This window comes from Pseudarthrobacter sp. CC12 (assembly GCF_039907755.1).
In the GTDB taxonomy this organism is placed as follows: domain Bacteria; phylum Actinomycetota; class Actinomycetes; order Actinomycetales; family Micrococcaceae; genus Arthrobacter; species Arthrobacter niigatensis.
Genome location: NZ_JARDJH010000015.1, coordinates 45143 through 65661, shown reverse-complemented (window position 1 = coordinate 65661; position 20519 = coordinate 45143). Strand labels below are relative to the sequence as shown.

17 protein-coding genes are annotated in these 20519 nt (G+C 65.7%); 4 read left to right on the top strand and 13 right to left on the bottom strand.

Annotated elements, in window-relative coordinates:
* Position 1: 1 nt before the first annotated feature.
* The 10 genes from murD to dinB form a co-directional block, all read right to left on the bottom strand.
* Positions 2-1579, bottom strand: coding sequence for a UDP-N-acetylmuramoyl-L-alanine--D-glutamate ligase (gene murD / locus PV772_RS12245; protein WP_347886300.1), 1578 nt, complete (start codon positions 1577-1579; stop codon positions 2-4).
* A complete protein-coding gene (mraY, locus tag PV772_RS12240; RefSeq protein ID WP_141160853.1) occupies positions 1561-2670 on the bottom strand; it encodes a phospho-N-acetylmuramoyl-pentapeptide-transferase in 1110 nt (369 codons plus the stop codon). The genes murD and mraY overlap by 19 nt, the downstream gene beginning before the upstream one ends.
* Positions 2667-4130: a UDP-N-acetylmuramoyl-tripeptide--D-alanyl-D-alanine ligase gene (murF, locus tag PV772_RS12235; RefSeq protein WP_347886299.1), complete on the bottom strand. Its 1464-nt coding sequence runs from the start codon at positions 4128-4130 to the stop codon at positions 2667-2669. Before murF ends, mraY begins: the two co-directional genes overlap by 4 nt.
* A gap of 6 nt (positions 4131-4136) precedes the next feature.
* Positions 4137-5768 (bottom strand): UDP-N-acetylmuramoyl-L-alanyl-D-glutamate--2,6-diaminopimelate ligase, encoded by a 1632-nt coding sequence (locus PV772_RS12230; RefSeq protein WP_347886298.1) that lies wholly within the window; start codon positions 5766-5768, stop codon positions 4137-4139.
* A 96-nt stretch (positions 5769-5864) separates the two neighbouring features.
* Complete coding sequence (locus PV772_RS12225; protein ID WP_347886297.1) at positions 5865-7667, bottom strand: penicillin-binding protein 2; 1803 nt, start codon at positions 7665-7667, stop codon at positions 5865-5867.
* A gap of 48 nt (positions 7668-7715) precedes the next feature.
* Positions 7716-8405: a hypothetical protein gene (locus tag PV772_RS12220; protein ID WP_347886296.1), complete on the bottom strand. Its 690-nt coding sequence runs from the start codon at positions 8403-8405 to the stop codon at positions 7716-7718.
* Positions 8402-9394 (bottom strand): 16S rRNA (cytosine(1402)-N(4))-methyltransferase RsmH, encoded by a 993-nt coding sequence (gene rsmH, locus PV772_RS12215; protein WP_347886295.1) that lies wholly within the window; start codon positions 9392-9394, stop codon positions 8402-8404. The genes PV772_RS12220 and rsmH overlap by 4 nt, the downstream gene beginning before the upstream one ends.
* A gap of 167 nt (positions 9395-9561) precedes the next feature.
* Positions 9562-9990, bottom strand: coding sequence for a division/cell wall cluster transcriptional repressor MraZ (gene mraZ, locus PV772_RS12210; protein ID WP_141181230.1), 429 nt, complete (start codon positions 9988-9990; stop codon positions 9562-9564).
* A 363-nt stretch (positions 9991-10353) separates the two neighbouring features.
* Positions 10354-10725: a DUF3040 domain-containing protein gene (locus PV772_RS12205; protein ID WP_141160860.1), complete on the bottom strand. Its 372-nt coding sequence runs from the start codon at positions 10723-10725 to the stop codon at positions 10354-10356.
* Between the two features lie 252 nt (positions 10726-10977).
* A complete protein-coding gene (gene dinB / locus PV772_RS12200) occupies positions 10978-12210 on the bottom strand; it encodes a DNA polymerase IV (RefSeq protein ID WP_141161616.1) in 1233 nt (410 codons plus the stop codon).
* 124 nt (positions 12211-12334) lie between these two features.
* Between dinB and PV772_RS12195 the strand changes: the two genes are divergently transcribed.
* Positions 12335-12853 carry a hypothetical protein gene (locus tag PV772_RS12195; RefSeq protein ID WP_347886294.1) on the top strand — a complete coding sequence of 173 codons (519 nt, stop codon included), beginning with the start codon at positions 12335-12337 and terminating at the stop codon, positions 12851-12853.
* Positions 12850-13944 carry a polyprenyl synthetase family protein gene (locus tag PV772_RS12190; protein ID WP_141160862.1) on the top strand — a complete coding sequence of 365 codons (1095 nt, stop codon included), beginning with the start codon at positions 12850-12852 and terminating at the stop codon, positions 13942-13944. Before PV772_RS12195 ends, PV772_RS12190 begins: the two co-directional genes overlap by 4 nt.
* Before the next feature lie 9 nt (positions 13945-13953).
* On the opposite strand, the gene PV772_RS12185 is transcribed toward PV772_RS12190, so the two are convergent.
* Complete coding sequence (locus PV772_RS12185) at positions 13954-14307, bottom strand: Rv2175c family DNA-binding protein (RefSeq protein WP_168223113.1); 354 nt, start codon at positions 14305-14307, stop codon at positions 13954-13956.
* Positions 14308-14556: 249 nt separating this feature from the next.
* Here PV772_RS12185 and PV772_RS12180 point away from each other — a divergent pair, with 249 nt between their 5' ends.
* Together PV772_RS12180 and pknB are read left to right on the top strand one after the other, a co-directional pair.
* The gene (locus PV772_RS12180) at positions 14557-15951 is read left to right on the top strand and encodes a LysM peptidoglycan-binding domain-containing protein (RefSeq protein WP_347886293.1); all 1395 of its coding nucleotides are present in this window, start codon (positions 14557-14559) and stop codon (positions 15949-15951) included.
* A 101-nt stretch (positions 15952-16052) separates the two neighbouring features.
* Positions 16053-18128 carry a Stk1 family PASTA domain-containing Ser/Thr kinase gene (pknB, locus tag PV772_RS12175; protein WP_347886292.1) on the top strand — a complete coding sequence of 692 codons (2076 nt, stop codon included), beginning with the start codon at positions 16053-16055 and terminating at the stop codon, positions 18126-18128.
* 48 nt (positions 18129-18176) lie between these two features.
* Here pknB and PV772_RS12170 read toward each other — a convergent pair whose 3' ends face one another.
* Positions 18177-19568 carry a 3-deoxy-7-phosphoheptulonate synthase class II gene (locus tag PV772_RS12170; RefSeq protein ID WP_141160864.1) on the bottom strand — a complete coding sequence of 464 codons (1392 nt, stop codon included), beginning with the start codon at positions 19566-19568 and terminating at the stop codon, positions 18177-18179.
* A gap of 102 nt (positions 19569-19670) precedes the next feature.
* Positions 19671-20489, bottom strand: a complete 819-nt coding sequence (locus tag PV772_RS12165; RefSeq protein ID WP_141181225.1) for a lysophospholipid acyltransferase family protein — start codon at positions 20487-20489, stop codon at positions 19671-19673.
* Positions 20490-20519 lie beyond the last annotated feature (30 nt).

Below are 20519 nucleotides of genomic sequence, written 5' to 3'. Positions count from 1 at the left end.
GTTACTCCTCGCCGGTCTGGGCCTGCCCTTCCACCAGCTCGCGGACAGCGTCGATGAAAGTACCACCACGGTGAGCGTAGGAAGAGAACTGATCCATGGAAGCAGCTGCCGGAGCCATGAGCACGGTGTCGCCGGATTCGGCGAGCCGGGCCGCTGAAGCAACAGCCCAGGCCATTACCTGTTCGCCGTTGCCGGGGGTACCGGCAGGGGTGCCACCGGGCGCCGAAGCAGTCTCCACTCCTTCAGTGTCACCTGCCCCCGGTTCGATCACCGGGACATCTGGCGCGTGTCGCTGCAGGGCTTCCCGAAGGTGCGAGGTGTCGGTGCCGATCAGGACAACCGCCTTGAGCCGTGCTGCGTGGTCACGGACCAGGTCGTCGTAGCTCACGCCCTTGGACAGGCCGCCGGCGATCCAGACCACCTTGCTGAAGGCCGACAGGGACGCCGACGCGGCATGGGGGTTGGTGGCTTTGGAATCGTTGACCCACAGGACACCGTTCATCCGGGCGACGGGCTGGATGCGGTGGTCGCCGGGCACGTAGTCGAGGATGCCCTGGCGGACGGCCTTGGCGTCCACGCCGTACGCGCGCACCAGGCCGGCAGCTGCAAGGGCGTTGGCCACCATGTGTCGGGGGGCCAGCGGGCCGAGGTCGGCCATCGAGGCAAGCTCCGCTGCGCTGTCCCGGCGTTCTTCGATGAAGGCCCGGTCCACCAGGAGCCCATCGACGACACCGAGCATGCTGATGGCGGGCGTCAGGGTGGTGAAGGCAACGGCGCGGCAGCCTTCCACGACGTCGGCGTTTTCCACCATGCGCTCGGTTTCCACCTGCTCGGCGTTGTAGATGCAGGCTTTCTGGGTGCGCTCGTAGACCTTTGCCTTGTCGGCCAGGTAGGAATCGTAGGAGCCGTGCCAGTCGACGTGGTCTTCGGCCACGTTGAGGCACACGCTGGCCACGGGCGAGACCGACTCAGCCCAGTGCAGCTGGAAGCTGGAAAGTTCGACGGCGAAGACGTCGTACTCCACAGGGTCACGAAGGGCATCGAGGATGGGCGTGCCCACGTTGCCGACGGCGATGGCCTTCAGGCCCGCGGCCCGCAGCATCGATTCTGTGAGGCCCACAGTGGTGGTCTTGCCGTTGGTGCCGGTGATGGCCAGCCAGTCCGCCGTCTTCCGGCCTTCCCTGACCCTTACCCGCCAGGCAAGTTCGACGTCGCCCCAGACCGGAATGTGCGCCCGTGCCGCTGCGGCAAGCAGCGCCTGGTCGGGCCGCCAGCCCGGCGAGGTCACGATCAGTTCCGGAAGTTCGCCATCGATCCTTGGCAGGTGGGCCACCGCGTCCGGGCCCAGCAGGACATCGGCGGCGCCCACGATCTTCAGGGTGTCGGCATGTGCGCGGGCTGTGTCGCTGGTGGCGGCATCCACCACCACCACGCGGGCACCGAGCTCGATCAGGGTGTCCGCGGCGGCAAATCCGGACACGCCGATACCCGTCACGGCGACGCGCAGGCCGGCCCAGTCAGAGTCCCAGGAAACGAGGTTTGCCAGGCGCGGGGAAAAAGTCACAGCAGTACAACCCATTCAGCGTAGAAAATGCCAAGGCCCGCAGCGACGAAAAGTCCGCCCAGAATCCAGAACCTGACCACGACGGTCACTTCGGCCCAGCCCTTCAGCTCGAAGTGGTGCTGCAGAGGCGCCATCTTGAACACGCGTTTCCCGCCGGTTGCCTTGAAGTAGCCCACCTGGATGATGACGGACAGCGTGATCAGCACGAAGAGGCCACCCACGATGCCAAGCAGCAGTTCGGTGCGGGACAAGATGGCAAATCCGGCCACGGCCCCGCCGATGGCCAGCGATCCGGTGTCGCCCATGAAGATTTTTGCCGGTGACGTGTTCCACCACAGGAAGCCCACCAGCGCGGCGCTGAGGATGGCGGCCAGGAGGGCCAGGTCCAGGGGGTCCCTGACCAGGTAGCAGCCGCTGCCGGCTTCCCGGGGGGAACCGCAGGCCTGGTTGCTCTGCCAGATGCCCATGAGGGTGTAGGCGCCGAACACCATGATGGAAGCTCCGGCGGCGAGGCCGTCCAGTCCGTCGGTGAGGTTGACGCCGTTGGTGGCGGCGGTGACGATCAGGTTGGACCAGATCACGAACAGCACCGCGCCCAGGACGGTGCCGCCAAAGGCAAGGTCGAGCCAGGGCACGTCCCGGACCAGCGAGATCTTTGTTGACGCAGGGGTCAGCCCGGCGTTGTTGGGGAAGTTCAAAGCGAGGATGGCGAAGATGATGCCGACGGCTGCCTGGAGGATGAGCTTTGCCTTGGCGTTCAGGCCAAGGCTCCGCTGCCGGGAAATCTTGATGAAATCATCCAGGAAGCCCACCAGGCCCATGCCCACCATGAGGAACAGCAGGATGAGGGCCGAGGCCGAGGGACCGGGGGAATCAGGGTTCATCATCAGCATGATGAGGTGGGTGAGCCCATAGCTCAGCAGGACCGCAGCCACCACCACGGTGCCACCCATGGTGGGCGTTCCGCGCTTGGTGTGGTGCGATGTGGGGCCGTCGTCACGGATGAACTGGCCGTAGCCGCGGCGCACCAGCAAGCGGATGAACAGCGGGGTGCCCACCAGGGCAAAGAGGAGGGCAAGGCCTGCGCCGATCAGCAGAGCAATCACAGCAGAGTGCTCCTTTCGTCGGCAGGGGTCGGGGCTGGGGGTAATGCTATCCGATCGCCCAAGTGGCGAAGTCCCACGCTGTTGGAGGACTTGAACAGCACCAGGTCACCTGGCTGGAGTTCCGCGTCAAGGACGTCGTAGGCCTCATCGAGCGTTTCCGCGAAGAGGCATTCGTCGCCCCAGGATCCCTCCTGCACTGCGGAGACGTAGAGGGCCCGCGCTTCCCGGCCCACCACCAGCAGCCGCGAGATGTTGAGCCGCACTACCTGGGTTCCCACGGCGGTGTGCTCGCGGATGGAGTCGTTGCCCAGTTCCAGCATGGCACCGAGCACGGCCCAGGTTCGGCGTCCCCGGCCAAGATCGGCGAGGGTGCGCAGGGCGGCGCGCATTGATTCCGGGTTGGCGTTGTAGGCATCGTTAATGATGGTGACGCCGTCCGGCCGCTCCGTGCGTTCCATGCGCCAACGGCTGGCGGCAGCCTGGTTGCCCAGGGACTGGGCGATGTGGTCTCCCGGGACGCCCGCAGCCCAGGCGGCCGCTGCGGCTGCCAGCAGGTTACCCGTGTGGTGCGCTCCAATGAGCCTGCTGCTGACGTGCCGGGGCGCGGCCCCGTCGGGCAGCAGGAGGTCGAATTCGGGGCCGCCTCCGGTGTTGGTGTCGGCGTTCAGGGCCTGCACCTGTGCGTCCGGGCGGCCTTCCGCGGAAAACCCGAGGACCGTGGCATGGGTGCGGTTGCGCATGGCTGCGACGCGTTCGTCGTCAAGGTTGATGATGGCGGTCCCCCCGGCCGTGAGGCCCTCCACCATTTCCCCCTTGGCCAGTGCAATGTTTTCCACGCCGCCGAACTCGCCGGCGTGGGCGGTACCCACTGCGAGGACGACGCCGATGTCCGGTTTGACCATCTCTGCGAGGTAGCGGATGTGGCCGATGCCGGTGGCCCCCATCTCGATAACCAGGTAGCGGGTGTCGTTGCCTGCCCGGAAGACCGTGAGCGGGACGCCTACCTCGCCGTTGTAGGAACCTTTGGGTGCCACGGTGTTGCCCTGCGTCGCCAGGATGCCGGCAAGCAGGTCCTTGGTGGTGGTCTTGCCGGCCGAACCGGTAATGCCGACGACCGTCAGCTGGCTGCCGGCTTCAGCACGGGCGGCGCGGATGCGGCGGACTGCTTCGGCGGCGAGGGCCCCCATCGCCAGGACGGCGTCGGCCACCACGATTGACGGGCGGGCAGTACCGTCGGGGCCGGCCACGGGACGCTCGACCAGGGCCAGGACCGCACCGGCAGCGAAGGCCGCGTCAATGAAATCGTGGCCATCGGCATGCTCGCCCGGCTTCGCGACGTACAGCGAACCCTGGGTGGCTTCGCGTGAATCCGTCACCACCGAGAGGGGCGTAATTCCGGGATCGGCGTCCAGGCGCCCGCTGGTGATTTCGGCGATTTCCGCCGCAGTAAATGCAATCATCTCGGTCTAGGACTCTATCCGGTCGTCGTGGAGAACGTTGAATCCCCTGCCTGTCAAGGCGGTCCGCAGCTCCACCCTGTCGTCCAGTGCGATATTCACGCCCTTCACTTCCTGCCATACTTCGTGGCCGCGGCCCGCCACAAGGATGGTGTCCTGTGGACGTGCAAGGGCTACAGCGTGCCGGATGGCCTCCGCCCGCGGGAAGACCTCCTGCAGCTCGGAGCCAAGGGACTCGTTGTCGAGGGCTGCACGGGCGCCTGCCATGACATCGGCGCGGATCGCCGCAGCATCCTCGTCATGGGGGTCGTCATCGGTGATGATCACGGTGTCGGCGAGGCGGGCGGCGATGGCTCCCATGGCCGGCCGTTTGCCCTGGTCCCGCTGCCCTGTGGCACCGAAGACAACGATCAGGCGCGAATCCGGTTCCGGTGAGCGGACTGCTTCCAGCGCGCGCGCCAGGGCATCGGTGTTGTGGGCGAAATCCACTACGGCGGCCGGCCGGTCGGAGACCAGCTGCATCCGTCCGGGCACCGCTACCGTGAAGGGGTCCGCAGTGTCCAGCGCAGCCTGCAGGGCAGCAGTATCGACGCCGGAGGCCAGGACCATGAGGACGGCCAGGGCGGCATTGGCGACATTGAAGCTGCCGGGCAGCCCGGTGTGGACCTCGAGAATGGCGCCGCCGGGTCCGCTGAGCGTGAACCCGGTCCCCAGGCCCCGTGGCGAAGCAGCAGTGACGGTCCAGTCCGCCGGGCCCGATCCCGTGGTGCTGAGCGTGGTGACCGGCACCTGGGCGGTGCCGGCCAGCCGCCGGCCCCACTCGTCGTCGACCGTTACAACTGCCCGCCGGGCACGGGCCGGCGTGAAAAGCTCTGCCTTGGTGGCGAAGTACTCCTCCATGGTGTTGTGGAGGTCCAGGTGGTCCTGGGTGAGGTTGGTGAACCCCGCGACGTCGAAGAGGAGCCCATCCACCCGCTGGTATGAAATGGCGTGCGAGGACACTTCCATGGCTGCAGCGTCGAGCCCACGCTCGCGCATCAGGGCAATAAGGCCGTGCACCTCGGTCGACTCCGGAGTAGTCAGGAGGCTTGGAATCGGCTCCCCGCCGGCCAGGATCTCGATGGTGCCGATCAGCCCGGTCTTCCGGCCCAGGGCGCGCAGCAGCGAGGTGATGAAGTAGGTGGTGGTGGTTTTGCCGTTGGTACCCGTGACACCGAAAAGCTGCAACGGGTCCCCGTCTGAGGGCTGGCTCCCATAGATCATGGCCGAGAGCGGCCCCACCACGTTGCGGGGTTTCTCGACGACGAGCACGGGTACCGGCGTTTCCGCCGAGAGCGCGAGCAGGCGCGCTCCGGCGTCGTCCGTCAAAACGGCCACAGCCCCGGCGCCGATGGCGTCAGTGGCAAAGTCGGCCCCGTGCCTGCTGGCACCGGGCAACGCCACGTAGAGGTCTCCGGGCTCCACGGTGCGCGAGTTGAGGGATATGCCGGTGATCTCCATGTCGGCGGCCGGAGCGGGTATCGCCACGCCGAGGGCCTGCCCGACGGCGGCCAGCGGAACGGGCGCTACGGCTGCAGGGCGGAAGCGGCCTGCTTTCTCATCCCGGGCAGCGTCGCTGCCGGGCGTGGTGAACTCTGACAAGGGGATCTCCGATGGTGCTAGTTCGTGCCCGGCATGGTTCTCCCCGGGCACTGTGATGCGCTGGATGCTGCTGGTACTTCCGGCCTGGAAGAGCTGCTACTTGGCGTACTGGGGCAGCCTGGCCGGCTCGCCGGTTGAAGGCTGGACGTTGTAGGTCCGCAGCGCCTGGCTCATCACGGACCGGAAAACCGGCCCGTTGGTGATGCCGTAAATGCTGCCCTTCGGCCGCTGGAGCACCACCTCCACAATAAACCGCGGATCATCCATTGGTGCCATTCCCACGATGGAGGCGGTGTAGCCGCAGTAGCCGGGCTTGCCGTCGTCGCAGGGCGATTCGGACGTACCGGTCTTGGCCCCCACCCGGTAACCGTCGATGCCGGCATCCTTGATTTCGCCCTCGGTGACGGCACTTTCCAGGATGTCCTGGACCTGCTGGGCCGTGCTGTCCGAAACGACCTGCCGGGACGGCTGGGCGGGCACTTTCTCCTCGGTGCCGTCCGGCGAAATGTAGGAATCGATCAACCGCGGCTGCAGCATGACGCCGTTGTTGGCGATGCTTTGGTAGGCGCGGACCGTCTGGAGCGTGGATTGGGATACGCCCTGCCCAAACAGGACGGTGTACTGCTGGCGCCCGTCCCACTGGTCCGAGGGTGTCAGGATGCCCGATGCGGTGGCGGGCAGCCCGATATCCGGGGCTTCGCCAATGCCGAACTTCTTCAACCAGTCGTAGCGCTGTTCCTTGCTGAGCCGCTGGCCCGCCATCACGGTCCCGGTATTCATGGAGTACCCAATGATTCCGGCCAGCGTCCGTTCCTCCGTGCCATGGGTGAACGCGTCGCTGAACGTCTGGCCGTCAACCGTGTAGGTGGGTGGAATGGTGAACGTATCCAGCGGCTTGGCCAGGCCCTCATCGATCACGGCTGCTGCCGTCATCATCTTCTCAACCGAACCTGGCTCATATGCCGCGGTCACGGAACGGACTCCGCGGTCCTTGGCGGCCACAGCGCCAGGGTTGTTGGGGTCGGGGGCGTTCGTGTCGGCCAGGGCCAGCAGGTTTCCCGTCTTGGCATCCATCACGATGATGACGCCCCACTCAGCGCTCAGTTTGTCTGCCTGGCTCTGGATGGCCTGCTGGGCAAAGTACTGGAGATCGGAGTTGAGGGTGAGTTTGACATCCTTGCCGTTCTGGGGCGGCGTCAGCTCGTCCAAACCAACCGGGATGCGGAGCCCGTCAGCGCCGATCTCGAACAGTCTCTTGCCGTCCGTTCCCTTCAGCTTGTCATCCTGCGTCTGCTCAATGCCGGCCTGCCCGGTGGTCCCGTCCTGGAGGAATCCCACTACTCCTCCGGCCACGGCGCCGTTAGGGTATACGCGCTTGCTGACGCCCTCGGCGACGATGCCTGGAACCTGGAGCTTGGAGATCCGGTCCTCGACGTCTGGCTTCACGTCCTTGGCCACAATGTAATACGGCTGCGTTCCGGTGACCGCGTCGCGGACGGCATTTGTGTCCATGCCCAGGGCCGCCGCAAGTTCGGAAATGGCTTGGTCGCGGCTGACGTCCACGAGCTTTTCGTGCCCGTCAGTTTGGTCAAGCCGCTTGTAGGACTCGGTCTTGGTGTTGACCCGCTGGTCAACCACGATGTTGTAGCGGATCACACTGTTGGCCAGGACGGTGCCCCGCGAGTCCAGGATGCTGCCGCGCTCGGCGGGCAGGATGGCCGAGGTCATGCGGCTGTTCAGGGCAGCTTCGGCCATGCCGCCGACATCCAGCCCCTGGACCAGGAAGAGCTTGCCGCCCACCACCAGCAGGAGCGTGAGCATAATACCCAGTCCCAGGCGCAATCGCTTTGTGGCGTTGGGAACCTTGCTTTTTACTGCTTTGCCGGTCGTCTTCGCCACCGTGAATTTCCTTGCTGCTCGACGCTGCTGCCTGGCCTGCGTGCCAGCCTACTGGCCGGGGACCTTTTGCTGGGGAACCGGCACCGAGCCGCCGTGAAGTTCAGGGGCCGGAGTCGCTGCCGCCTTTGCGGCTGCGGCCTGGGCAGCGGCCTGGGCCTGTGCTGCCGCCTGGGCCGCTTCCGCCGCGGGGGCGGAGGAAGTGCGGCCTGCAACGGGAGCTGGTGCGTTGCCGGCGGCGGCGTCCTTGGCGGACGGTACGATCAGCTGCCCTGCGACGGCCGGCGCGGGGATCACCGCTCCCGCGGGTCCCTTGACTGCGGGGGTGGCTTTTCCAGTTACCGAGAGCGTGGAGAGGTCAATCTGGCCCTTGACGGTGGAGGCGACCATTCCGAGCTCGGTGGCCTTGGCAGCGAGGTTCTGGGGAGCTTCGAAGCTCTGCACCTGCTGGGTCAGGTCCTGGTTGGTCTTTGTCAGCGAGCTCTGCTTGGCGCGCAGCTCCACCAGCTGATACTGGGCGGTGGACACAGAGATGTTCAGGACCAGCACTGCCACCAGGGCCACTGCGAGCATGGCGAAGCACAGCACGACGAAGGGCGCACGGCGCTTCCGCGGGGCCGAGCGGACCACGGAGAGCGGCGTGCGGGCCTTCTGTCCCCCGCCGGGTTTGCCCGCCGGCCTGGTGGCGGGCGCCGAGCTACCGGAAACAACGGGAAAGTTCTTGACGGCGGCGGTGCTCATGCAGCTCTCCTGGCTCTGATTCGTTCTGCCGCACGAAGCCTGGCGGAGGCAGCACGCGGGTTTTCGGCGATTTCGACGGCGGTGGGCACCTCGGTGCCTTTGGTCAGGGTCTTGAGTTCGGGTTTGTGTTCCTCCAGTTCCACCGGAAAACCGAGCGGAGCCGAAGACTTGGAGCGGGACTGGAAGACGCCTTTGACGATCTTGTCTTCCAGCGAGTGGTAGGACATGACCACGATGCGTCCGCCCAGGGCCAGGGATTCGACGGCGGCAGGAACGGCCCGTTCCAGGACGTCGAGTTCTTCGTTGACCTCGATCCGCAAAGCCTGGAAGGTCCGCTTGGCGGGATGTCCACCCGACTTGGCAGCGGAGGCCGGCACCACGGAACGGATCTGTTCCACGAGTTCGCCGGTGGTGGTGAATTCCTTCACGGCACGCGCCGCCACGATCCTGTTGGCGATCCGGCCGGCGAACTTCTCCTCGCCCCATTTGCGGATGATCCGGACCAGGTCTTCTTCGCTGTAGGTATTGACCACGTCCGCGGCGGTTTGGCCACGGCTGGTATCCATTCGCATGTCCAGTGGCGCGTCGAAGGAGTAGGCGAATCCCCGCTCACGTTCGTCAAGCTGCAGGGAGGAGACACCCAGATCCATGAGGATTCCATGTACCTCGGCCACGCCGAGGTCGGCCAGGACATCCTGGATCTCGTCATACACCGCGTGGACCAGGTCAGTCCGGGCTGCGAACGGTGCCAGCCGCTCCCCGGCGAGTGCCAGGGCTTCCTCGTCGCGGTCAATGCCGATGAGGTGGAGGTCAGGGAACCGCTGGAGCATGGCCTCCGAGTGGCCGCCCATGCCCAGCGTGGCGTCGACGGCAATGGGGGTTTCGCCGCGCAGTCTCGCCGCCTCGAATCCAGGTGCCAACAAATTGATGCACCGGTCGCGAAGGACCGGTACGTGGCGTTCGGACGTGGGCCTGGGTTGATCGGTCACGCCTTGTCCTTTCCCGCCGTCGTTGTCCCCTGCTGTTCCTGGGATCAGATCCCCATCCGCGCCTACCGTCCTGCCCGCCTGGCTCCGGGGAAGGTGAGCCAGGTTGGCAGCCGATGGGCCGGCTGGAGATCTCATCCAAGAAACGTCCCTGCCGCTCCCTCCGGGATTCAGAGAATGCCCGGGATGGGATCGTCAGTTTCGGAAAAGGCTGTTTCCTTCTCCGCGAGGTATTCATTCCAAGCCTGGGCGTCCCAGATCTCGGCGCGGGTACCGGCGCCGATGACGGCAAGTTCCCTTCCGAGTCCTGCATACTCCCGGAGCGCCGGTGGAATAGTCACGCGCCCCTGCTTGTCAGGTACCTCGTCCGAGGCTCCAGAGAGAAAAACGCGGATGTAGTCACGTGCCTGCTTGGAGGAGATTGGAGCCTCCCGCATCTGCTCGTGGACCCGCGCAAATTCCTTCTCGCTGAAGACGTAGATGCAACGTTCCTGGCCCCTCGTGAGCACCAGGCCGCTGGCAAGTTCATCGCGGAACTTAGCGGGGAGAATGATCCGTCCCTTTTCATCCAGACGCGGCGAGTGAGTGCCCAGAAACACTGGCCCACCGCCTGTCCGCCGTCAGGAACTGCACATCCCCTATGTTGCAACCACCCTCTTATGTCCTCCACATTACTCCACTTTCCACCACAGTCAACGCAAAACCGCCCCCGACGAGGGCAAATATTGGGAATCATCCCGCGAAATGCCGCGGATTCGAGGCGGTGGTGGGAAGTGGAGGAATTTCCCGCCAGCGGCGCCCGCGGATTGCGGCGGGACGCAGGGGCAGGCGGTATTCGCAGGAAATTACCCCTTAAATGCGAAAAGACCCGCCGGAGCGGGTCTTTTCGCATCAATCCCCATGGTCAGGGGAGCGAAATGGAGGAGCCTGGAGCCGGAACGAGGCCAGCCCCGTGCCGGGGGTTAGGGTTCACCCCTGCGACGTTCATCCCAGCGCTCTTCCAGGCTGCTCATGAAAGAACTGCGCTGCTTGCCGGTCTTTCCGCCCCCCGCCTTGGATCCGGGTTTGCCGCGGGAGCTGCGCATAGTGGCGAAGTAAACCCCGCCGCCCATCACCACAAATCCCAGCACACCCACAAGGATGCTCTGCAGCGTGACGCCCACCAGCAGCAGGAACACGCCGGCCAGCGCAGCGAGGACGCCGATGACCACATGCCTGGTTGACCATGAACGCCCGGGATCCGAACCCATGGAGTTCGCGAATTTCGGGTCGTCCTCGTGAAGCTGCTTCTCAAGCTGCTCAAGCAGCTTCTGTTCGTGCTCCGACAGCGGCATCACGACCTCCTTTTGTAGGCCAACGTCCGGGCTGATCCCAGCCACTACTTCTACTCCGTAGAACGCCTGCCATTGCTGGAAAGTTCCCGCCTGGCCGGCCTTGGCCAACAGGGGAACCCAGCATGCGGTCGCGGGAGCGGGAGCATGTCCAAGAGGGTCCGGCAGTAAGTCCATTCACTCGAAACTATGTATCTATAAGGATAGATTGTCGAGGGCTGATCTGAAAGACGGCAATGACTTCGGCGGACCCCGTCAGGCGGGCCGTTCGGTACTGCCGTCCGGCCGGTTTCCGGGCTCCATCAGACGGGCGGGAAGGACCGATTTGTCGCCGAATTTAAGCGCCACTTGGTCGAGTACCTGCTCGGCCACGCGCCAGTTGTCATCCCTGCGGTCGATGCTCAGCTGAAGCGAGGTCCGTGCTGCTTCCTCAAGCTGTTCAGCCCTGACTCCCACCAGCCGCACGGCCATGGCCCTGGTTCCGACGGACTCGAGGAGCTGGAGTGCCACGGCGTAGAGCAGCTGGGCGCTGTCCACCGGGGTCTGGACCGTCCGGCTGCGGGTGATGGTGGAGAAATCGGCGAAGCGCAGTTTCAGGGCCACAGTGCGGGCCACCATTCCGGAACTCCGCAGGCGGCCGGCGGTGCGGTGGGAAAGGCGAAGCAGCTCCCGTCGAAGGAGCGCATCGTCGTCGGTATCTGTGGCAAAGGTCTCTTCCGCGCCGATGCTCTTTTCAAGCCGCACCGGCGTCACCGGTCGGGGATCGATGCCCCAGGCGAGCTGGTGGACGTGCTCCCCCGTTGCGCCGAGGACCTTCTTCAACGACGACACCGGAGTTGCGGCCACGTCAGCCACGGTACTGATTCCCATCTTCGCCAGCACCTCCTTGGTCTTGGCGCCCACCCCCCAGAGGGCACCCACGGGCAGGCTGTGCAGGTACGGCACCGTCTGGTCAGGGCCGATGAGCAGCAACCCGTCCGGCTTGCACCGGGTGGACGCGATCTTGGCCACGAACTTGGTCTCCGCAATGCCCACCGAGGCGGTGATGCCGAGCTCGGCTGCCACCCGGCGTCGGATCAGCTCCCCGATGCCGCGGGGCGGTCCCAGCCTGCGGAGCGCACCTGTGACGTCAAGGAAGGCCTCGTCAACGCTGAGCGGCTCGACCAATCCGGTGATGGATTCAAAGATGGCCATCAGCTGCCCTGAGACTTCGTAATAGAGCTTGTGCCGCGGCTCGATCACCACGGCCTGAGGGCACATCCGCAGCGCCACAGCCATGGGCATCGCAGATTTAACGCCGAAGTCCCGGGCCTCGTAGGAGCCGGAGAGGACTACTGAACGCTCACCAGGGAAGCCGACGATCACCGGCTTGCCACGCAGTTCGGGCCGCGTCCGCAGCTCCACCGAAACGAAGAAGGCATCCATGTCGACGTGCATGATGCAGGTACGCCGGCGGCCCTGAAGGCGCTCGGCGGATACCTGGTTCATACCTGCTGGCCCCACGGCTGCAATCCTATCCGTTTGTCAGGGCGGGACCGGTTTGTCGGGAGCGCATTGCATGCTGGCTAAACTGGAGGCTGGTTCCGCCAACAACACCAGGAGGAAAGTCTTCGTGACGGCTATTGGATACTTGAAGCCAGCTGGCCTGGCCGCGCTTGCCGCTGTTGGGGCGCTGGTCCTGGCCGGATGCAGCCAGACACCGTCCGGACAAGCCCAGCCGTCCCCGTCCGTCTCCGCCTCCCAATCCGCCCTTACGGCTTCACCCAGCCCCTCGGCGTCGCCCAATACGTCCGCCACCGTGGGCGCCGTGGTGGCGGGCTTCCCGCAGCAGCTGCTCCCGCTCATGACGGGGGCGACGGTGGTATCCAGCAGCTTTGACAAGGCTTCCACTCCAGCAACGGCGGCACTTGTGGGCACTGTGACGGCTCCCACCGCAGCCGTTATCGACTTCTACACCAAGGCTCTGGAAGGCCAGGGCTTCAAGGCCGTCCCCGGAGACAAGGTGGGCGGCGTGGCCTCCAAGGATTTCGTCCGCGGTGACAACGAGACTGTCAACCTCTCCGTGGTTGAAGCCGCGGGCGTGTCCACCTTCACCATCGGTGCCAACGTGGCAGCTGAGTCAGCCAAGTGACGGCCGCCGAGCAGCTGAGGAACGAACAGGCCGACTTTGTGGCGGGGGTGGCCGGTGAACTCACCGGCTTCCTGACGGCACGGCAATCCGTGATGTCCGGCATCTCCCCCGACATCGAACCCATCATGGGCTCGATCTCCAACCTGGTGACCGGCGGGAAGCGCCTCCGCGCCCTCATGTGCTACTGGGGCTGGCGGGGCGCCGGCGGCGAGGCGGGTGCGGGGCAGGTGGTGACGGCCGGCGCAGCGCTGGAGCTGTTCCAGGCGGCCGCCCTGATCCACGACGACATTATCGACCGTTCAGACACCCGGCGGGGCGGCCCCAGCGTGCACCGCCGTTTCAGCCAGCTGCACACCTCGCAGGGCTGGGCCCTGGACAGCGAACGGTTTGGCCAGGCGGCTGCCATCCTCGCGGGCGACCTTTGCCTGTCCTTCAGTGAGGAGGCGTTCACTGACATCGGCGAGCGGGCCGCCTCCGGAAGCAGGGCGCGGCTGATCTTCAACCTCATGCGGGCCGAGGTCATGGCGGGCCAGTACCTGGACATCCTGGAGGAGGTGGCTGGTCCGGTCCGGGACCGGGCCGGTGCCGTTGGAAGGGCACAGTCGATCATCCGGTTCAAGAGCGCAAAGTACTCCACGGAACACCCCCTGGCCCTGGGCGGGGCCCTGGCGGGCGCCACCAACGATCTGCTCCGGGGCTACTCAGCGTTTGCCCTGCCGCTGGGCGAGGCATTCCAGCTGCGGGACGACGTCCTGGGTGTGTTCGGCGATCCGTTGACCACCGGCAAGCCCGCGGGCGATGACCTGCGCGAGGGGAAGCGGACGGTCCTGGTGGCACTGGCCCTGGACCAGGCGTCCCCGGAGGAGTCGGCCTTTATTGATGCAAGCCTCGGCAGCCCCGATTTGTCTGACGCTGACATCCTGGAAATCCGGCGGATCATCGAGGATTCCGGTGCACTGCAGGCCACCGAAGTCCTCATCAGCGAATTCGGTGCGGCAGCTTTCGAGGCTCTCGACGGGCTTGAATTGGAAGACTTGCCTAAAACCGCCCTCCGGCGGCTGGCTGAGGCAACGGTCAGCCGAGCCTCCTGAAGGAGGCTGTTACCAGGCCAGGGTTTGGGCCCGGCGCCGGATTTCCGTCTTGCGGCCTTCCCGCAGGGCGTCGATGGGACGGCCGCGGAGGGATTCGTCCTCGGTGAACAGCCACACGATAAGGTCTTCATCCGAGTAGCCGGCATCGGCCAGCACCACGATGGTTCCCTTTAAGCTGTCCACCACCTGGCCGTCCTGGATGAACTCCGCGGGCACCGACCGGATTTTCCGCTCGCCCACGCGCAGGGCCGCCAGGGAACGCTCGTCAATCAGGCTGTGCACCTTGGTGACTGAAACATCCAGTAAACGGGCGACGTCGGGCAGCGGCAGCCATTGGCCCACCAGGTTTTCTACATTACTCACGGATCAAGGTTGCCACGCCGGCCGCCCCGGCGCCTAGTCGGGGCAATGGAATGCGCCCCTGGCCTGCGGACACTCCCGAAAAGAAGCCTTTACCCGAATTCCGAAACTTCTTGTGCTATCCGCAAATTCATGAGAGATTCACACACATCACAGTTGTAACACTATTAACTTAAGTCACAGTAGTATCAAGATTGACAGCGGCATCCCCGTCCGCATCCGCACCCGCAGTTGAGAAGAGGATTCTTTCCGATGACGATGTCCCGCTCGCGCAAGCAGCCCCCCAAGCCGAGTCTGCCCATGATTGCCGCTACCACAGCGGCGCTGCCAGCGGTCGTCCTGTCATCATTGGCCCTCGCCGAGCCGGCCACGGCCCAGCAGCCCGTGAGGAACATTCCCAGCAGCCTCGCGGCAGCAATGCAGGCCCAGGCCGAAGCGAAAGCGGCCGGTGCCATCATTCCTGCCGCCGTTGTCTCCACCACCATTCCCGCAGCGTTCCAGCCCGCGCAGCCGGCAGCACCCGCGGAGTACACGATCGTCCGCGGGGATACCGTCAGCGGGATCGCCGGCCGTTTCGGGCTGGCTACCGGTGACATCCTGAAGCTGAACAACCTGCAGGCCAACACCATCATCTACCCGGGCCAGAAGCTCAAGCTGTCCGGCTCGGCGGAGCCTGCCGCTCCCGCTCCCGCACCGGCCGCGGCCCCTGCAGCGCCGGCACCCGCGGGCGGGGCAACCTACACGGTTAAGGCCGGCGATACCCTGGGGGCCATCGCCGCAAAGCACAACGTGTCCCTTTCGGACGTCTTTGCCTGGAACAACCTGTCCATGCGCTCCATCATCTATCCGGGACAGAAGGTCAAGGTGGGCGGCGGCGACGCCGCTCCTGCCCCCGCAGCCCCGGCACCGGCAGCCCCGGCCGCGCCGGCACCTGCGCTGGCAAACACCTCTGCTCCGGCAACAGGGTCCTACACCATCAAGGCCGGCGATACACTCTCCGCCATTGCGTCCCGGCACGGCGTCAAACTGTCGGACCTCCTCGCAGCCAACAAGCTGGGAATGACCACCGTCATCTACCCGGGCAGTAAGCTGGTCATTCCCGGGGGCGCCAGCCAGCCGGCTGCACAGCCCGCGGCAGCACCCCAGCCGGCTGCCGCACCCCTGGTGCCAAGCTCCTTCCTGGGATTCAGCTACCCGGCCGCTGTTGTCAGCTCAGCCAACGAAAACAAAGCACTCCTGAACGCTTCTCCCGTTCCTTCCCGGGATGAAATGAAGAACATCGTTGCCGACACTGCACGCCGCATGGGTGTGGATCCCTCGCTGGCCCTGGCTTTCGCATACCAGGAATCCGGTTTCAACCAGCGGTCCGTCTCGCCGGCCAATGCGATCGGCACCATGCAGGTCATTCCCAGCTCCGGACAGTGGGCCTCAGACCTGGTGGGACGGAAACTGAACCTTCTGGACCCGTATGACAATGCCACGGCCGGCGTGGCCATCATCCGGCAACTGCTGGCCACCAGCAAAGACCAGGACACCGCCATTGCTGGTTACTACCAGGGCCAATACTCCGTAAGCAAGTACGGCATGTACGACGACACCAAGGCGTACCTCGCGGCCATCAAGGCACACCAGAAGAACTTCAGTTGAGCTTCGGCCACTGACAGCTGCAAGTCTGCGGGTCCGAACCGTTACCGGTTCGGACCCGCTTTCATTTCGGACGCGTTTTGCTGCGGGACTAGGATCGTAAGGTGCAGGAACACGTGTCAGACCCAGTTGTAGGGACGCTGGTGGACAACCGCTATGCAGTCACTTCCAGGCTTGCCCGTGGCGGGATGTCCACCGTCTACCTGGCGGTGGACCAAAGGCTGGACCGTGAGGTGGCGCTGAAGGTGCTCCATCCCCACCTCGCTGCCGACGAAAACTTTTTGGGCAGGCTGGGCCGTGAAGCCAAAGCTGCTGCCCGGCTGTCCCACCCGCACGTGGTGGGAGTCCTCGACCAGGGCAACGACGGCAATACCGCCTACCTGGTCATGGAATACATCAAAGGCCATACCCTCAGGGACCTCCTCAGGGAGAGGGGCGCCCTGACACCCCGCCTGGCGCTGGCCCTGATCGATCCGGTGGTGGAGGGCCTGGCCGCCGCCCACGCGGCCGGCTTCATCCACCGCGACGTTAAACCGGAAAACGTCCTGATCGCCGACGACGGCCGGATCAAGATCGGTGACTTTGGCCTGGCCCGTGCCGTCACCAGCTCAACCAGCACCGGCGCCTTGATTGGAACAGTGGCGTACATCTCGCCTGAACTGGTCCTGGGCAAGCCGGCGGATGCCCGCAGTGATGTCTATGCCGTAGGCATCATGCTGTACGAAATGTTGACCGGGCGGCAGCCCTTCGAGGGTGAAGTACCCATCCAGGTGGCGTACCAGCACGTCAACGACGTGGTGGGACCGCCCTCGGACCTGGTCCCGCGGTTGGCCGGCGAGGTGGACGAACTGGTGCAGTGGTGCACCGCCAACGATCCGGAGAACCGGCCCGTGGACGGCAATGCGCTGCTCCAGGAACTGCGCCACATCCGCACCAACCTCACCGACGCGGAACTGGACCTGCAGCCCCCGGCAGCCGCGGCGGCTGCCGTTATGCACCAGACCGAGGTCCTTGGCCGCGCCGGCAACCCGACAACCCTGATGCCCCCCTCCCGGCCGGCTGCACCCGCCTACCCGCCGCGGCAGTACCAGCAGGCGGAGGCCAACCCGACGGAGCAGGTGGCCTACCACCAGCGTCCGGGACTTACGCTGCCCGACGACGAGGCCGGCAGCGGCTGGTCTCCCCCGCCGCCGCGGCTGGGCAAGCGGGCACAACGGAAAGTGGACCGGGAAAGCGAGAAACTCCGCGCCGCAGCGGCCGCCACACCGGTGCGAACGCTGCGGGAGGGAAATCCGCGCCGGCGCGGCCTCGTGTGGGTCGTGATCCTTTTCCTCGCGGCCCTCCTGGCAACGGGCGCGGGATGGTTTTTCGGCATGGGTCCCGGTGCAGCCGCCGCGGTTCCCGCGGTGGCCAACAAGACCGTGGCCCAGGCCCAGCAGCTCCTGGACACGGTGGGCTTCCACTCCACCACGAGCGACGTCTTCGATGACGACGTGCCCACGGGACTCGTGGTGGGCAGCGAGCCGGCGGCGGGAACGGAAATACGGAAGTTCCAGCCGGTCTCCCTGCTGGTGTCCAAGGGTCCGCAGCTTTTCCCCCTGCCGGACCTCACCCACGGGAACCTGGACGACGCGAAGATGGCCCTCAACGGGGCGGGGATGGCGCTGGGGACGGTCACGGAAAAGTTCGACGACCAGGCAGCGGCCGGAAGCGTCCTGTCCCAGGATCCAGCCGCCGGCACTCCCGCCCGCCACGGGACACCGGTGGGGATCACCGTTTCCAAAGGTCCGCAGCCACTTCCGGTGCCGTCGGTAGTGGGAAAGAAGGGGGACGATGCCGTTGCGGCCATTGAGGCAGCAGGCCTAACGGCAAAGGTGGCACCGGACCGGGTGTTCGACCGGAATGTTCCGGAGGGCGCCGTCGTCAGCCAAACCCCGGCTGACGGGACGCTCATCCGGGGCGGAACCGTTACCCTGACCCTTTCCAAGGGTCCCAAAATGGTGGCGGTCCCCAGCTTTATCGGCAAGCAGGCCGCCGAGGCGGAACAGGCCCTGAAGAAGCTGGGATTCGAAGTCCGCCGGAACAACATCCTGGGCGGCTTCTTCGGCACAGTCCGGGACCAGTCGCCGGTGAACCGGGAAGTCCCGGAGGGCTCCGTGGTCACCATCACCGTGGTGTAGTCCGGTGGGCCGGCCATGCCGGCCCACCGGGACGCGCGGGCTCCGTCCCTAGTGCTTGGCCAGGGCGCCGGCCACCAGGAAGGCCATCTCGAGTGACTGCATGTGGTTCAAACGTGGATCGCAGACAGATTCGTAACGGTCCAGGAAAGCATCCTGGTCGATCGGGTCGGCGCCGCCCAGGCACTCTGCCACGTCGTCTCCGGTCATCTCCACATGCAGGCCCCCCGGTACCGTGCCCAGTCCGTGGTGCACTTCGAAGAAGCCTCGCACTTCGTCGATGACGTCGTCGAAGTTGCGCGTCTTGTAGCCGTTGGGCGAGGTGACCGTGTTGCCGTGCATGGGGTCGGTGACCCACAGGACCTGTGCCCCGGAGGCGGTGACTTTCTCGACGACGGCGGGCAGCTTCCCGCGGATGTTGCCCGCGCCCATGCGCGTGATGAAGGTCAGGCGGCCGGGTTCGCGTTCCGGGTCCAGTTTGTCGATGAGGCGCAGGGCGTCGTCCCCGGTGGTGGAGGGCCCCAGCTTCACACCGATCGGGTTGCGGACGCGGGAGAGGAAGTCGACGTGGGCGTCCTCGAGCCCGCGGGTCCGCTCCCCGATCCACAGGAAGTGGGCGGAGGTGTCGTAGGGGAAGCCTGTGCGGGAATCGATGCGGGTCAGTGCCCGCTCGTAGTCCAGCAGCAGGGCTTCATGGCTTGCGAAGAACTCCACGCGCTTGAGGGCTTCGAAGTCCGCACCGCAGGAGGCCATGAACTTGATGGCACGGTCAATGTCCCGGGCCAGGGATTCGTAACGGGCATGCGCCGGGTTTTCGGTGAAACCCTTGTTCCACTGGTGAACCGAGCGGAGGTCCGCGAAGCCGCCCTGGGTGAAGGCCCTGATCAGGTTCAGCGTGGAAGCGGAGGTGTGGTAGGCCCGGAGCATCCGGGAGGCGTCATGGCCGCGGGACTCGGGAGTGAACTCATAGCCGTTCACAATGTCCCCGCGGTACGCCGGCAGGGTCACGCCGTTGCGGGTCTCGTCATTGGATGAACGCGGCTTGGCGAACTGGCCGGCCATCCGGCCCATCTTGATGACCGGCATCGCGGCGCCGTAGGTGAGCACCACTGCCATCTGGAGGATGGTCTTGACGCGGGCGCTGATCTTGTCCGCCGTAGCGGCATCGAAGGTCTCCGCGCAGTCGCCGCCCTGCAGCAGGAACGCCTTGCCCTGGGCGGCGGCGGCCAGCCGCTCGCGCAGGACATCCACTTCACCTGCAAACACCAGGGGCGGAAGGATCGACAATTCCTTCACGGAAGCCTCGAACACATCCCGGTCCTGCCAGCTGGGTTGCTGGGAGATGGGGAGGTCCCGCCAGTGGTCCAGTCCGGGATAGTTGGCCGCTCCGCTCTGGGCGGTGCTGGACAGAGAAAAGGCTGGTTTTGCAGATAGCTCAGTCACCCTCTAAGACTAGCGGCAGCGCGGCAGCGGCGGGCACCGGACCGTCACGCTGCCCACTGTCCCCGTCACAACTGCTGCCGGGCCTGCCAAAGGGTTCCGCTATCACCCGGCCTTGGTGCCGTCGTCGTCCTTGACCGCCGGCTGTGGAGCCGCTTCGCCGGCACCGGCCTCCTGGACGAACCCTGCGCCGGAGGCCGCAGGGGCGGCAAGGGGCTCGGCCGCCGCCTGGGGTTCCACGGGCTTGCCGGCAAGCCGCAGCTTCACCACGGCCGCATATTCATCCACGTACTCCTGGCCGGAGAGCCGCAGCAGCCTGGACATGATCTGGTCCGTTACCTGGCGCTGCACTGCCCGGTCCTCAGCCTGGTCCCGGTACTGGGTGAAATCCAGCGGTTCGCCAAAGATCATGCCAATCCTGCGGATATTGGGCAGCCGCTTGCCAATGGGCTGGACCTTGTCAGTGCCGATCATGGCAACCGGGATCACGGGGACCCCCGCCTGCAGCGCCAGCCTGGCAACCCCAACCTTTCCGCGGTACAACCGCCCGTCCGGGCTTCGCGTGCCCTCCGGGTAGATGCCCAGCAGGCCGCCGGCCTCCAGCACGTCCATCCCGGCATTCAGGGACGCTGCGGAAGCGGCGCCCCCTGAGCGGTCCATGGGCAACTGGTTGGTCAGGCGGAAGAACGCTGCCGTAAGCCGGCCCTTAATACCGGTTCCGGTGAAGTATTCCGACTTGGCAAGGAAGACCACCGGGCGCCGCACCATGAGCGGCATGAAGATCGAATCCGAGAACGACAGATGGTTGGAGGCGATGATGGCGGCCCCCTGCGCCGGGATGTTGTCCAGGCCCTTGACCCACGGCCTGAAAAGCAACTTGATCACTGGACCGAGGAAGATCCGTTTCATGACCCAATAGAACACGTGGTGAACCTCTCCGGAAGGCAGCCCCAG